Consider the following 15243-nt stretch of genomic DNA (forward strand, 5'->3'; position numbering starts at 1 on the left):
CCTGAGTTAAAGCAAGCCATACGGCCATGTTTGGCTCAGGACTTTTTAATTTGGAAAAAAGACAATGAAAAAATACATCTCCAGATTTCATTATGTAACACAGGATATGCCAGACCGGAGCCATGTGCAGCAGGTACAAATTGCCTGCAGCGCGGGTGCAAATTGGGTGCAATATCATTGCATGAGCAAGCCCGAAGATGAACTGATTGACGAGATAAACGAGATAGCCGAAATTTGCGACGATTGGGGTGCAACCCTCATCATCGCCAACCACTATGACCTGATTGACCGGGTTGACGCACAGGGTGTACATATTGATGACGTTGAGGCCGATCTGCCCAGCATCCGCAAAGTTATCGGCCCTGATAAAACCCTTGGCGCATCTGCGGGTGACACCGATGGATTGTTGAAATTGCAAAGTACCGGAGTGGTTGATTATTATACCTACGGCCCTTTTGCTTCTACATCAACGGATGGCCCGAACGGCGCTGATCCGCTCGGCTTTAGCGGTTACCGCCAATTGGAGAAGCTAAACATCAGTATCCCGGTAATAGCTGCCGGGGGCATCCAATTAAATGATGTAGAACCATTGCTGCAATCAGGTATTGATGGTATTGCAATATCATCAGCCATAAACCTTGTTGCCGACCCGGCTGCAAGTGTTAAGGAGTTTTATAGAAAGATGTATTGATAGCTTACGCATATACCTTTAACCTCATGTCATTTCGAAACGAGGCACGAGTGAGAAATCTTATACATCCTGCTCTAAACATGTTGAAGGCTTTACGAAACGTATAAGATTTTTCGCTATCGCTCAAGAGATAGTTTCTCTTTCGCCCCGGCGCTCATGCCTGCCCGGCTCTATCGAAATGACATCAGTATTTTTAATATTTTATCCCAAAACAATCGAATTTAAAGTAGACTCTTTTAAAAGCGATTTTCCTGTCATAAAAGACGGTCACCACCTCATATCAGCCATAAAAACCTCATCTTTATATTTTCATTTAATATTCATTTGTTCCACCTACATTAGCAATGTCATCACATCATATAGTACGCGAAAAGCAGGAGCCCGCTTTACTGGTTTTAAGTATGGATACTTTTGATGAGGAAATGCTTGGGCAGTTGCTGGAGTGGAGCCCTACGGTGATCTGTACAACCAATACCGCCGAAAAGCTGGATGCCTCGGGCATAAAGGTTGACTGGATAATAGGTGATGGTGAGGCGGGTGATTTACAGTCGGATGTAAAACACATGCCTTTGGGGGAGGATAATGCAGCGGGTGCCGCTTTAAAATACCTGGTAACGCATAATTACCCCGCGGTTAATGTAATTACAGATGTGCTGGAGCTAAAAGATTTTTTGTTTTATGCAGATAAAATAAACCTGGTGATTTTCAGGGAGCAGCAAAAGATCTACGCCGTTAATCCGGGATTCAGCAAGTGGAAACCAGCATGCGAGTTCATTGAATTACTTTCGCACTCCCCGGGTTTGCAACTGAGCGGACTTGAAGCCATGGGCAATAACAGGTATAAAACTACCCACGATGGCTTTTTTACACTGCAGTTTGAACAACCTTTTTTGTTCATTGCCGAGGATATTGAGTAGCGAAACCGATAGTTGGTGCGTATAGATAGTATTGGTTCGCTTTTTGAGTAAAAAATAATTAAAAACGCGTTAAACCGTTTAAACATTTAATAGTCTATATATTTATATCAGCAAAAAAATACCATGCTGATCAGTTAAAAAATCTTTCATCATGAAAAGGACATATAAAAATCTATTAACAATTGCTTTAGGAGGCTTGTTGAGCCTGTCTTTAGCTTTCAATGCTGATGCACAACGTGGCGGCGGTTCTCGTGGCGGCGGTGGTGGTGGTGGCGGAGGCGGTTCAAGATCGTCAGGCGGTGGTGGCGGAGGCGGTAGCTTTTCCCGTCCTTCTGGTGGTAGTTTTTCACGCCCTTCTGCCTCATACGGCGGTTCACGTAGTGCTATAGCTGCGCCACAACGGAGTTATGGTACGGATTCACGTACCAGCGTGGGTTCTGCTCAGCAGCGAGGCTATGCTGTAAGGCCAAACGGTTCATCTGTAGCGCCACAGCGCAGCTATGGCAACACTGCACGTGTTTATAACGGCAGCCGTGGTTATGCAACTGTCGACAGGCGTGTTTACAACGGCGGTCGTGGTACTTATTACAGAGGTGGTTCTTATGCTTCTGGTGGCCGCAGGGTTTATCCTGGCACTTATAGCTACGGTGGCCGTGGTGGTTACTTTGGCAATCACTACTATTATCCGTACCGTAACTACTACAACTCGTTCTATTATCCACGTTTAGGTTTTAGCATTGGTTTCTTACCATATGGCTACTATCCTTTCTGGTGGGGCGATTATCAATATTACTACAGCGATGGTTTATACTACCGTCAGTACAACGACCAGTATACCGTTGTTGAGCCACCAATTGGGGCTGAAATAAAAACACTGCCATCAGGTGCTGAGTCAATCATGATCAATGGCGAGCAGTATTACGAGTTAAACGGTGTTTACTATCAGCCATATACCAAAGATGACGGTTCAACTGTTTATGTAATTGCCGGTAAAGACGGTCAGTTAAATACCGACCAGGGTAACGGTGATGGAAGCAGCGTTGATCAGGGCCCGCAAATTGGCGATATTGTAACTCAATTGCCGCCAGATTGCAGAAAGATCAAGATCAACGGCGAGAAGTTGTTTGTTTCTCCTGATGGTTATTACTACCAGGAAACTCAAAACGGCGACAACAAAGGTTATAAAATTGTAGGTACTCCGTCAGATGATCCTGAAGATAATAACAGCGATCAAAACCCGAACCAACAGTAATTAATAAAAATTCAATATATATTATGAAGGCTGCATCCGTAATGGGGGCAGCCTTTTTTGGTTGAGTCGTTTGAGAGTACCTTCCATAGGGAACGCTCGGATTGTGCGGTTCCCTCTTGAGATGGGTATAAGGCAATGTCATTAAGTTAAGAAAACTCCTCCAGAGGGGAACAGGTTTGTAGTAATATCATATACCGAAAATAACCGTGCCAGAGGTACGGAACACTGGAGTTGTGTGCCTCTGGCACACTAAGACAAACTAACTTTTATTTCTACAAACCTTTTGCACCTCTGGTGCAACCTGTCAATCCCTTAACTTAGTGACATTGGAGTGTAGGGGTGTGTTTCTGCTTTAGAGCTAATCGCAGAAACACACCCCTGCTACCACTCAACTCTCTCAAGAGCAGGGCTGTTGCATTCTATAATATATAACGCAAGTTCAAGCGTCTTTCGCTTGAATTATAACCAACGTAAGCGTCCACGCTTACGTTTATAACGTATTACGGGAGCGTGGACGCTCAATTAGGCTAACGATCAAGCGTAGACGCTTAATCGTGCGAGTTTTTAAGAACTCAATATTAGAACGCAACAGCCCTGTCTCTCAAGAGGGGATTTTAAAAACCTATTTAATTATTTCCGGTATTTATTATTTTACTAATTTTTTTAGGATTTAGCGTTTTCTTTTCTGAATTTTACTTTTATGAATAACCTCCCTCCATTAGCCGAACGTATGCGCCCCAAATCGCTTGACGAGTATGTTGGCCAAAAACACCTTGTGGGCCCGGGAGCGGTACTGCGTAAAGCCATTGAATCAGGCTCTTTGCCATCAATGATATTTTGGGGGCCGCCGGGGGTAGGTAAAACAACGCTGGCTTATATTATTTCGCAATCATTATTCCGCCCATTTTTTGCTTTGAGCGCTATTAATTCGGGCGTAAAAGATGTTAGGGAAGTGATAGAAAAGGCATCGCTGTTAAAACAACAGGGCGAGGTGCTGCCGATATTGTTTATTGACGAGATCCATCGTTTCTCCAAATCGCAGCAGGATTCATTGTTGGGGGCTGTGGAGCGCGGGATAGTTACACTGATAGGCGCTACCACCGAGAACCCATCATTCGAGGTGATTTCGGCTTTGCTATCACGCAGCCAGGTTTATATTTTACAATCTTTATCCGAAACAGACCTGATAGACCTGCTGAACAAAGCCATGAAGGAAGATGGGGTTTTGAAGGATAAAAATATCACCATAAAAGATCATGAGGCTTTGCTACGCCTTTCGGGAGGGGATGCCCGCAAGCTCCTCAATATTTTCGAACTATTGGTAAACGCATTCGATACCCCCGAGATAGTATTAACCGATGAGATTGTACTGGAGCATGTGCAGCAAAACATGGCCTTGTATGATAAAACCGGCGAACAGCATTACGATATTATTTCGGCCTTTATCAAATCTATGCGTGGTTCCGATCCTAACGGGGCTGTTTACTGGCTGGCACGGATGATAGTAGGCGGAGAAGATCCATTATTTATAGCCCGGCGCATGCTGATCCTTGCATCCGAAGATATTGGCAATGCTAATCCTAATGCTTTGCTGCTGGCACAAAGTTGCTTTGAGGCCGTAAATAAGATAGGCATGCCCGAATCGCAGCTTATTTTATCGCAAACCGCTATTTATCTGGCTACATCTCCTAAAAGTAATTCGGCAACTACTGCTATCGGAGCGGCCATAGCACTGGTGCGCCAAACAGGCGATTTGCCTGTGCCCCTGCATTTGCGTAATGCCCCAACCAAGTTCATGAAAAATATAGGCTATGGTAAGGATTACAAATATGCCCATAGCTACGAAGGCAATTTTACCGACCTCGATTTTCTGCCTGATGCTATCCGCGGAACAAAAATTTACGATCCCGGTAACAATGCGCGCGAAAATGAATCAAAAGAAAAGTTAAGAAAACTTTGGGGCGACAGGTATAAATACTAATTTAAGCCTTGCTTTCAAAAGGTATATCTTAAACTAACCTATACCTTAACCCTTAACTGTCTATATCTATGATCACTACCTTTCTCGGGCACGAACTCAAAGCTTTCTGGCGATCAAAAAATACAGGGAAAAGTATAGCTATCCGCGTGGTAATGGCGTTGCTTATCCTTTATCTGTTTGCATGCATTTTGTTTGCAGGCCTGTTTTTAGATAAAATTCTGGCCGAAACTTTTCCCCACGATGATGTGGTGTTTTCTTTTTGCGGCATTATCCTGCTGTATTTTTTGTTTGACCTGGTTATGCGTATGCAATTACAGGAACTGCCCACATTAAGGGTGCAGCCTTATCTGCATTTACCTATTAAACGCAATACCGTAGTGTCATACCTGGCATTTACGGCTATGCTTTCGATGTTTAACCTTTGGCCAATTATACTTTTTGTGCCTTTTGTTTTAAAGGTGGTCCTTACCGATTCGGGCGCTTTACCTGCATTGGCTTTTGTAGTGGCCATTTTGGGCTTTATGCTTTTCAACAATTACCTGGCGCTGTTTATTAAACGCAAGGCCAATTTAAACGGATGGGTTTTCCTGATTTTTGTAGCAGTGCTGGCTCTCATTATCACCGGTGATTTCAGGTTTCACCTTTACTCCGTGCGTAATGTCTCCTATTTATACTTTGGCCATTTGCTTAGCAAGCCAGTGTTGGTATTGCTCCCGGTTGTGCTTGCTATAGCCATGTATTATATCAATTTTATTTATTTAAAGCAAAATCTGTATCTCGAAGAACTAAGCTCACGCAAAGCATCAGCCTACAAAAGCAGTACGGAGTTTCCGCTGTTGAGCAGGTTTGGTAAGGTTGGCGATCTGGTAGCTAACGAGCTCAAATTGATCTTCCGGAATAAGCGGCCACGCTCCGCATTGGTTATGGGTTTGTTCTTTATGTTTTATGGGCTTATATTTTATACCAACAGTCACTACGGTGAAACCTGGTATATTTTTGTAGGCATGTTCATGACGGGCATTTTCATCATTAGCTACGGGCAGTTCATGTACAGCTGGCAGGGAGCCCATTTTGATGGCCTGTTGGTAAGCAAGATCAATTTTCGTGATTTCCTGAAGGCAAAATACCTCTTGTTCACCATGGTATCAACAGTTGCCTTTATTCTTACTACACCATACGCCTATTTTGGCTGGCGCATTGTATTGGTACATTTTGTTATGTACCTGTGGAATATCGGCATCAACACAACTATTGTGCTGTTTTTTGCCAACCGCAACGCCAAGAGAATTGATTTATCAAAAGGCGCATCATTTAACTGGGAAGGGGTAGGTGCTACGCAGATGCTGATCTCGTTCCCCCTTATGATCACGCCATATGTTATTTATCTTCCCTTTTCGTTGTTTAAACATGCCGACATTGGCCTTGCAATGCTGGCTGCGACAGGGATTGTATTTATTTTAACCCGTGATTTTTGGGTTAAAAAACTGGAAGAGGATTTTATGCAAAAACGTTATACCGTTGCCGAAGGCTTCAGAAATAAATAATCATGATTGAAGTAAGAAAATTAAAGAAGATTTATAACGGTATTTCCGTTGTAGACGTGCCAGCCCTCCAAATAAACAAAGGCGAAAGTGTTGGTCTGGTAGGTAACAACGGTGCAGGTAAAACTACCCTGTTCCGCATGGTGCTTGATCTTATCCGCGCAGAAAGCGGCGAGATCTTATCAAACAATGAAGTTGTAGCGGGCCACGAAAAGTGGAAGGATTACACCGCTGCTTACCTTGACGAAGGTTTTTTAATAGACTATCTCACCCCCGAGGAGTATTTTTATTTTGTTGGGGGGCTGCACAACCTCAATAGGGCGCATGTTGATGAAGTACTTGCTGGCCTTACAGATTTCTTTAACGGCGAAATTCTGAAGAAAGGTAAATACATCCGCGACCTGTCAAAAGGTAACCAATGTAAAGTTGGTGTAGCAGCATGTTTATTACAGGAGCCTCAATTATTGATGCTTGACGAACCTTTCGCCAACATCGACCCCAGTACCCAGTTCAGGCTTAAAAATCTGCTGAAGGATTTGAACAAAAACAAAGGCGTAACCACCATAGTATCCAGCCATGACCTTAACCACATCACCGATGTGTGCGACCGTATATTGCTGATGGAAAAGGGTGTGATCATTAAAGATATCGCCACCAGTTCATCAACGTTGAATGAGTTGGAGGCGTATTTTGGGGTAGAGTCAGCCTCTGAAAGAGGCATTTAATATAACTATGTCATTACGAGTGCAGCGTGGCAACCGCACGGAAGCATAGCCGCCCTGTACAGTATGCGATTGCCACGCTGCGCTCGCAATGACATAGTTTTTCTTTTTTTTGTTGAATAGATCTACAATTAAGCCCTGTTTTACGGAGCTGGCGCTGCTGCCAGTAAATCATCCGTCAACTTCTCAAACTCGCTGATAAATTCTGTATAATGCTCGCCGGTGCCCGGACCGCTGAAACCGGTATGGATCTTTTGCACATCGCCGCTTTTATCAATAATAATAGTGGTAGGAAAACCAACCACTTTTGATAACATGGGCAGGCTTTGGGCTGTTTGTTTTTTATCGCTGGTATATCCGGTTATCAATAATGGATAGGTTACTTTAAACCTATCTTTTACCTGCAGCAGCGCTTTCTTTGATTTCTCAAAATCGGTAGACCGCTCATAAGCCAAACCAATTACTTCAACACCTTTGTTGTGATATTTTTTGTAGTAATTAACCATATAGCCGGTTTCATCAATGCAATTTGGGCACCATGAACCCAGGATCTGTACAATCACTACTTTGTTTTTAAACCGGGCATCATCAAGCGATACTGTTTTGCCATCAAGGTCTTTAAAGCTAAAGGCTAATTTTTTATATCCGGGCTTTAGTGATGTAAGCGAATAAGCATCGGGGAGTTTGGCGTTTTCATCTTTTACTGCCGCCCACGATTGGACTGCCGAATACCCTGCATAAAACTTACCGTTAGTTAAGGTTTTATCATCACTGATAACAGCGGTAAAAGTATAAGCATGGCCTCCGTCAAAAGTTGACAGGTAAAGTTTGTTGCCGCTCACCGAACCCTCAAGGTAACGGTAATCTCCGGTGGTGGTTAAAAACGTTCCAGTAAGTTTGTTGCCCTCCTGTTTAAACTCGCCAACCGTTGTATCACGGCCTTCGCCTTCACCAAATATTGCCGACCAGCGGCCGCTGATATTAAAAGCAGGTTTTTCGGGGTTTTTAAAAAAGCGCCATGAGGTATTAGGTACAGCACTAAACGGCACTAAAAGATCATTATCGGCCAGGTGCCTTACCCAATTGCCGCTAAGACTATCGCCATTAAATTTTAATTTAAAATCAGAGTTGAACAGCGGCATGTGGATAAATACCGAATCGCCTTTGGTAGTAACATCAGTTACTTTAAAATGCTCGGCACCGTTAATGATAGCCAGTTGTTGTTTGCCGCCGGCGTTATTAACCTCAAAATTAAATGGAATTTCGGTGCCTGATTTGGTTTTGAGCGCACCGCGCCATTCGCCGATTTTGAGTTTGGTTTGAGCAAAGCCGGTTTGCAGAAATAATAATCCGCAAACACCGGCTGCGATATTTTTGAAAGTCATACTTAAATATATAGTCTACTTAATCTATATACTTTCAAAGGTATAAAAACAACGCCGTTATTTCAACAATCCGCGCGAAATGACAATTCTTTGAATTTCAGACGTTCCCTCGTAAATCTGTGTTATTTTGGCGTCCCGCATCAGGCGTTCAACGTGATATTCCTTCACATAACCATATCCGCCATGAATCTGTACCGCTTCGGTAGTAGTACGCATAGCCACTTCAGATGCATAAAGTTTTGCCATGGATGATGCCTGGGCATAGGGTTTTCCGTGGTCTTTAAGCCAGGCTGCTTTGAGGCACATGAGGCGGGCTGCTTCAATTTCAGTTGCCATATCGGCCAGCTTAAACTGGATCGCCTGGTGATCGGCCAGCGGTTTACCAAAAGTTTTACGGTCTTTGGCATATAGTTTAGCCAATTCATAGGCACCGGATGCTATACCCAAAGCCTGTGAAGCAATGCCTATGCGGCCGCCATCCAACACGCTCATGGCAAACTTAAATCCAAAACCGTCTTCGCCAATGCGGTTTTCTTTAGGCACTCTAACGTCAGTAAACATCAGCGAGTGAGTATCCGAGCCACGGATGCCCATTTTGTTTTCCTTAGGGCCCACAGTAAAGCCGGGCATTCCTTTTTCAACAATAAAGGCGTTAATGCCGTGATGCTTTTTGGCAGCATCAGTTTGGGCTATTACAATATAGGTGGATGCGGAGCCGCCGCTGGTGATCCAGTTTTTGGTGCCGTTAAGCAGGTAATGATCGCCCTTATCAATAGCTGTGGTGCTTTGTGATGTGGCATCAGAGCCGGCTTCCGGTTCCGAAAGGCAGAAAGCGCCAATACATTCGCCCTTAGCCAATGGAGCCAGGTATTTTTGCTTTTGCTCTTCGCTGCCATATTTTTCCAGCCCGTAACATACCAGCGAATTATTGACAGATACAACTACGGAGGTAGATGCATCAATTTTTGAAAGCTCTTCCATTACCAGCACGTATGATATGGCATCCATACCGGCACCACCATAGTTAGGGGATACCATCATGCCCAGGAAGCCCAGTTCGCCAAGCTTCTTTATCTGTTCGGCAGGGAATTTTTGTAATTCGTCGCGTTCAATAACACCAGGCTTCAATTCTGTTAGCGCAAAATCACGAGCTGCCTGGCGAATCATTTTTTGTTCTTCGGTCAGTTCAAAATACATGGGTATAATTAAAGCATAAATATATAAATTACTATGCATGCATAGTAAAATTGTAAATAAAAAAAGAGAGCTTTTTTTGAAGCTCCCTTTCCCCTAATTAATTTAAACTATTGATTAAACCCAAAACAAAGAACAAAAAATCTCAACTTGGGCGTCTGAGAATTCAATTTAATTTTTCACAGGTAGATGTTACTAAATCTTTTATTTTTCACAGATGATACAGGGCGAGTATTTCTATACAAATCTTTTGCCATAATTATAAAATTGTGGCATTAATATTTCATGTTTAAACGTTAGTTGTTGGTTTTTATAAAAGAATAATATCTGCATATAAAATGTACCGACGTTATTTTATCTTTAGTTTATACAAGAACATAAAATATTAAATAAACCGATCTTATTGTGTTTTTGACTGGTTTTTAATGTTTTAACGATGGCAATAGCGTAATTGAACAAAAAATTTCCTTACAGATAAAAACTTTGCGTAAGCAAAACCGGGTTATCTGGAAGTGGTTTTTTAACGAAACACGCATAAATATTGCCCGGTTCGAATCAGTTATTGCTAATGTCAGGTTGGAAACAATTCGCAAAATTTGTTATTATTTTAATGTTTCTTTAGCTGGTTTTTTCCCGGAGACATATTAAATTATCATATTTAAAAAAAAGTGTTGTCCTAAATTCTATTATACCATACAGTCGTTGTATTTTAATTCATACACACACCTGAAAAATGAACAAACAAATCCGGTCCTTATCCCTAATTACGGTTACGCTTGGCACTTTACTAAGTGCCTGCAGCCATGACGACAAAACAAAAGCTTACGAAGCCGGCGACCCCGTAATCCATAACATGGATACTACCGTAAAGCCTGGCGACGATTTTTTTAAATATGCCAACGGCACATGGCTTCGTAAAAATCCTATTCCGGCGGCCTACGCTTCCTGGGGCATTGGTAATGTTGTGCAGGATGAACTGCGCGACAAGATGAAGAAGATCAACGAAGATGCACTGAAAGCCAACGCAGCCAAAGGCAGCAACACGCAAAAAATCGGTGATTTCTATTTCAGCGGGATGGATACCGTTAATATCGAAAAGCAAGGCCTTTCACCGCTGAAGGACGAGCTGGACAAAATTGACCGGATAACAGATATTAAAAGCCTGGTTGAAGAGTTTGCCCATTTGCAAAGGATAGGCGTAACGCAACCTATTGGTGCCTATGTTGGTCAGGATGCCAAAAACAGCTCAAAGATGGCTTTGAGCCTATACCAGTCGGGCATAGGTATGCCTAACCGCGATTATTATTTTAATAAGGATGAGCATAGTGTGGCTATCCGTACAGATTATCAAAATAAATACCTGCCAACCATGTTTAAACTGGCCGGTTTGCCAGCTGATAAAGCGGAAGCAGCGGCTAAAAAAACCTACTCGCTCGAATCTTTTTTGGCTGATAGCAGCCGAAAGCTGGAGGACCTGCGCGATCCTTACCATAACTACAACAAAATGACGCTGGCCACACTGAGTAAGCTGGCCCCGGATATCGACTGGAAACCCACCTTCGAAAAGATGGATTACAAAAATGCCGATACCGTAATTGTTGGTCAGCCGGAGTATTACAGAGCACTGAATAAGGCATTAAAAGTTTACTCGATAGACGATTGGAAAAATTACCTGCGCAATAACCTGATCACTGCTTTCGGCTCGTACCTGAGCAAGCCTTTTGACCAGGAGATCTTCCGTTTTTATGATAAAGTTATAGAAGGCAGCACAGCTCAGCTTCCACGCTGGAAACGGGTATTGGATACCGAAAACGGTTTGATGGGCGAGGTGCTGGGACAGATCTTTGTAAAAGAGTATTTCCCCGAAAAAACGAAGGATCGGTACGTAAAGCTGGTTGAAGAAATGCGTACCAGCTTTAAAGAGCATATTGAAAAACTGGACTGGATGAGCCCCGAAACCAAGGAAAAGGCTTACTACAAATTATCAAAAGTAAACCCGAAAGTGGGCTACCCGGATAAATGGAAAGATTTTTCAACCTTAGAGATCAATCGTGGCCCTTATGCACTCAACGTATTGCGGGCTAACGAATGGTGGCATAATTTCAGCGCGGCTAAGCTGGGCAAACCTGTCGACCGTACCGAGTGGGACATTACTCCGCAAACCTACAATGCTTATTATAATCCGTCGAACAACGAAATTGTGCTACCCGCGGGAATCTTCACAATCCCCGGTTATAAGGATGAGAATATCGACGATGCTATTATTTACGGCTATGCTGCCGCATCAACCATAGGGCATGAAATGACCCATGGTTTTGACGATCAGGGCCGCCAGTTTGATGCCGCCGGAAACCTAAAAGCCTGGTGGACACCGCAGGATTCGGTAAAATTTAGTCAGCGCGCCAAAATGCTTATCAATCAGTTTAATGGTTACAGTATTTACGGCTTGCATGTAAACGGTAAAGCCACCCAAGGCGAAAATATTGCCGATTTGGGCGGCATTGTGATAGGGCTTGATGCCTTCAAGAAAACCCAACAATATAAAGAAGGTAAACTGATTAACGGCCTAACCCCGCTGCAGCGTTACTTTTTAGGCTACTCATTAGGTTGGCTTACCCAGGACAGGAAAGAATCACTTTCAAGCCAGATCCTCACCAATGAACATGCTCCCGGTTTTATGCGTGTTAACGGGCCATTTACCGATGTGCCTGAGTTTTATGAGGCATTCCACATTAAAAAAGGCGATAAGATGTGGATAGATCCGGATAAAAGGGTGAAGATATGGTAGGTGTATAAAAAATGTCATTGCGAGGAGCAAGCGTTGGGCAGTGAACCGGGGCGACGTGGCAATCTCGTAGCCGTGCATAAATACTTTGCAAGTCCGCTCTGTATCCGACGAGATTGCCACGCTATCGCTCGCAATGACATGAAAATAGATTCCGGTGATTCCCGCGTGTTTTAACCCGGAATATATCCCCGATGTTACAAATGCCTTATTTAAAGGCCTTTGTTTTTATTAAATTTGTTCAAAACGCGTTGACATGACCAAACTTTATAAAGGCACCTTCCTTGGCGGAGCTACTTTGGCTTTGTTTGCCCTGAGCGCCTACCAAGCGAAAATTGCTGATAAACCGGCCGACCCAGTTTATGACAATCTTGATCAATCGGTAAAACCGGGTGATGATTTTTTTAAATACGCCAACGGTGGTTGGCTTAAACGCAATCCCATACCGGCGGCATACTCAAGCTGGGGTATAGGCAACGTGGTATCCGAAGAACTGCGCGACAGGCTGAAAAAGATCAACGAAGATGCCCTGAAGGCCAATGCCCCCAAAGGCACATCCACACAAAAAATAGGCGATTTTTATTACACTGGGCTGGATAGTGCGACCATCGAAAAACAGGGCATTAACCCTATAAAAACACAGCTGGATATTATTGATCAGGCTGCCGATATAGCAGGCATCCTGAACGCGGCGGCGGTATTAACTACCACCGGTACCCGCAATATCATAGGCAGCGGTGTAAGGCAGGATGCCAAAAACAGTGTTAAAACCATCGTACAGTTGAGCCAATCGGGTTTAGGACTGCCTAACCGTGATTATTATTTTAAAACCGATGCTCGTACCACCAAGGTACGAACCGATTACATAAACAATCACCTGCCGGCTATGCTGAAGCTTTCGGGCTGGGATGAACAAAAGGCAATGCAAGGAGCGGCAAGTGTATTTAAAATAGAAAAGTTTTTGGCCGATAGCAGCCGCAAACTTGAAAACCTGCGCGATCCGTATCACAACTACAACAAAATGACCATAGCCCAGCTGGGCAAGCTTACGCCCAACATTAACTGGCCGGTAATGTTCAGCACGCTGGAATATAAGCAGCCCATTGATACAGTGATTGTTGGTCAGCCGGAGTATTACCGGGCGGTTAATACGGCGCTTAGCACATTTTCTGTTGATGACTGGAAAGCTTACCTGCGCTGGAAACTGATTTCATCATACGCTCCTTATCTTAACACTGCTGCCGATGCCGAAAGCTTCCGGTTTAGCGGCAAGGTGATATCGGGCCGCAAGGAGCAACTCCCCCGTTGGAAACGTGTACTGGATACCGAAAACGGTTTAATGGGTGAATTGCTGGGACAACTTTTTGTGAAAGAATATTTCCCGGCGGAGGCCAAGCAGCGGTATACCGATATGGTTGAGGCCATACGCCAGGCATACCGCGAACATATTGCCAAACTGGATTGGATGAGCCCGGAAACCAAGCAGAAGGCATTGGCGAAATTGAACGCTATTCATCCTAAAGTTGGCTATCCTGATAAATGGAAGGATTTTTCGAGCATGGAGATCAGCCGTGAATCATACGCAGGTAATGTGATGCAAACCAGGCATTGGGCTTACCTGTTTAACATCAACAAACTCGGTAAACCAGTTGACCATACCGAATGGGGTATGACACCGCAGACCTATAACGCCAGCTATAGTCCTTCAAATAATGAGATCACCCTGCCGGCAGCACAATTCAGTATCCCGGGAGTGAAAGATAGCGAGGTGGACGATGCTGTAGCTTATGGTTATGTAGCGGCATCAACCATTGGCCATGAAATTACCCACGGTTTTGATGATGAAGGCCGCCAGTTTGATGCCAGAGGCAATCTTAGGGCCTGGTGGACACCGACCGATTCGGCTAAGTTCACTAAACGCGCCAACATGCTGGCCGATCAGTTTAGCAGCTATGTGGTACTGGACAGCCTGCATGTAAATGGCAAGGCATCCTTAGGCGAAAATATTGCCGATCTGGGCGGAATCGTGTTAGGCATTGATGCTTTTAAAAAGACACAACAATACAAAGAAGGCAAGCTCATTGATGGACTTACGCCTATGCAGCGCTTCTTTTTAGGTTACGCCCTCGGCTGGCTCGGCCAGCAGCGGGATGAGTCGTTAGCCAACCAGATCCTGACGGATGTACACGCCCCCGGTTTTTTAAGGGTGAACGGCCCGTTTAGTGATGTTCCTGAGTTTTATAAGGCCTTCAATATTAAAAAAGGCGACAAGATGTGGATTGATCCGGATAAAAGGGTGAAGATCTGGTAATAAAAAATGTTATTGCGAGGAGGGACGACGAAGCGATCGCATACTATACAGGGCGGATACGCTTCCGTGCGATTGCCACGCTGCGCTCGCAGTGACATAGTTTATTATAATCCTTTTACAAAAGAAACTTTGGTAAAATTCAATTAATCACCTATTTTTGCTGCAATCATATACATAACATCATGGGACACCATAAAGAAGAAAAAGAAAACTTTGATTACATATACTACCTGGTTGGATTGTTGAGCGGTTTATTTGTCGGTGGCATTATCGATAAAGGCTTTACCTGGATTTTTGTAGGTGGTGTTTTAGGTTTATTAACTGCTGCTGCATATATCGCCGTGTTAGTTCGTGGCCGTAATGAAGAGGCCTGATCCTGACCTGCCTTCATTTATAAAAAATTGGAACCAGTTTTACGGCATTGTTGCCGCATGGCTGGTTTTTTTAGTTTTAGTATTCTGGCT

The 15243-nt window shown here is 43.8% G+C and carries 11 protein-coding genes; 9 read left to right on the plus strand and 2 right to left on the minus strand.

All coding sequences use genetic code 11. The features are described 5' to 3' along the window. Window positions 1–64 precede the first annotated feature (64 nt). The 6 genes from MTO98_RS02305 to MTO98_RS02330 all read left to right on the plus strand — a co-directional run bounded on the left by MTO98_RS02305 (window position 65) and on the right by MTO98_RS02330 (window position 7107). Window positions 65–691, plus strand: a complete 627-nt coding sequence (locus MTO98_RS02305) for a thiamine phosphate synthase (protein WP_243485025.1) — start codon at window positions 65–67, stop codon at window positions 689–691. A 344-nt stretch (window positions 692–1035) separates the two neighbouring features. Continuing rightward, the gene (locus tag MTO98_RS02310) at window positions 1036–1608 is read left to right on the plus strand and encodes a thiamine diphosphokinase (protein ID WP_243485026.1); all 573 of its coding nucleotides are present in this window, start codon (window positions 1036–1038) and stop codon (window positions 1606–1608) included. 151 nt (window positions 1609–1759) lie between these two features. Further along, window positions 1760–2860 carry a DUF6515 family protein gene (locus MTO98_RS02315; protein WP_243485027.1) on the plus strand — a complete coding sequence of 367 codons (1101 nt, stop codon included), beginning with the start codon at window positions 1760–1762 and terminating at the stop codon, window positions 2858–2860. 700 nt (window positions 2861–3560) lie between these two features. Beyond that, window positions 3561–4841 carry a replication-associated recombination protein A gene (locus MTO98_RS02320; protein ID WP_243485028.1) on the plus strand — a complete coding sequence of 427 codons (1281 nt, stop codon included), beginning with the start codon at window positions 3561–3563 and terminating at the stop codon, window positions 4839–4841. Window positions 4842–4909: 68 nt separating this feature from the next. Beyond that, window positions 4910–6385: a DUF5687 family protein gene (locus MTO98_RS02325; RefSeq protein WP_243485029.1), complete on the plus strand. Its 1476-nt coding sequence runs from the start codon at window positions 4910–4912 to the stop codon at window positions 6383–6385. A 2-nt stretch (window positions 6386–6387) separates the two neighbouring features. Next, window positions 6388–7107, plus strand: a complete 720-nt coding sequence (locus tag MTO98_RS02330; protein ID WP_243485030.1) for an ABC transporter ATP-binding protein — start codon at window positions 6388–6390, stop codon at window positions 7105–7107. A gap of 140 nt (window positions 7108–7247) precedes the next feature. Here the strand turns inward: MTO98_RS02330 and MTO98_RS02335 are convergent, their stop codons facing one another. Beyond that, the gene (locus tag MTO98_RS02335) at window positions 7248–8489 is read right to left on the minus strand and encodes a peroxiredoxin (protein ID WP_243485031.1); all 1242 of its coding nucleotides are present in this window, start codon (window positions 8487–8489) and stop codon (window positions 7248–7250) included. A 57-nt stretch (window positions 8490–8546) separates the two neighbouring features. Further along, window positions 8547–9686 carry an acyl-CoA dehydrogenase gene (locus MTO98_RS02340; protein WP_243485032.1) on the minus strand — a complete coding sequence of 380 codons (1140 nt, stop codon included), beginning with the start codon at window positions 9684–9686 and terminating at the stop codon, window positions 8547–8549. Between the two features lie 730 nt (window positions 9687–10416). Here MTO98_RS02340 and MTO98_RS02345 point away from each other — a divergent pair. From MTO98_RS02345 to MTO98_RS02355, 3 genes are all read left to right on the plus strand, one after another. Beyond that, window positions 10417–12471, plus strand: a complete 2055-nt coding sequence (locus MTO98_RS02345) for a M13 family metallopeptidase (RefSeq protein WP_243485033.1) — start codon at window positions 10417–10419, stop codon at window positions 12469–12471. A 253-nt stretch (window positions 12472–12724) separates the two neighbouring features. Beyond that, complete coding sequence (locus MTO98_RS02350; protein WP_243485034.1) at window positions 12725–14779, plus strand: M13 family metallopeptidase; 2055 nt, start codon at window positions 12725–12727, stop codon at window positions 14777–14779. Window positions 14780–14961: 182 nt separating this feature from the next. Then, a complete protein-coding gene (locus tag MTO98_RS02355; protein WP_243485035.1) occupies window positions 14962–15153 on the plus strand; it encodes a hypothetical protein in 192 nt (63 codons plus the stop codon). The last annotated feature ends 90 nt before the right edge of the window (window positions 15154–15243 follow it).

This window comes from Mucilaginibacter sp. SMC90, from assembly GCF_022811725.1.
Lineage (GTDB): Bacteria > Bacteroidota > Bacteroidia > Sphingobacteriales > Sphingobacteriaceae > Mucilaginibacter.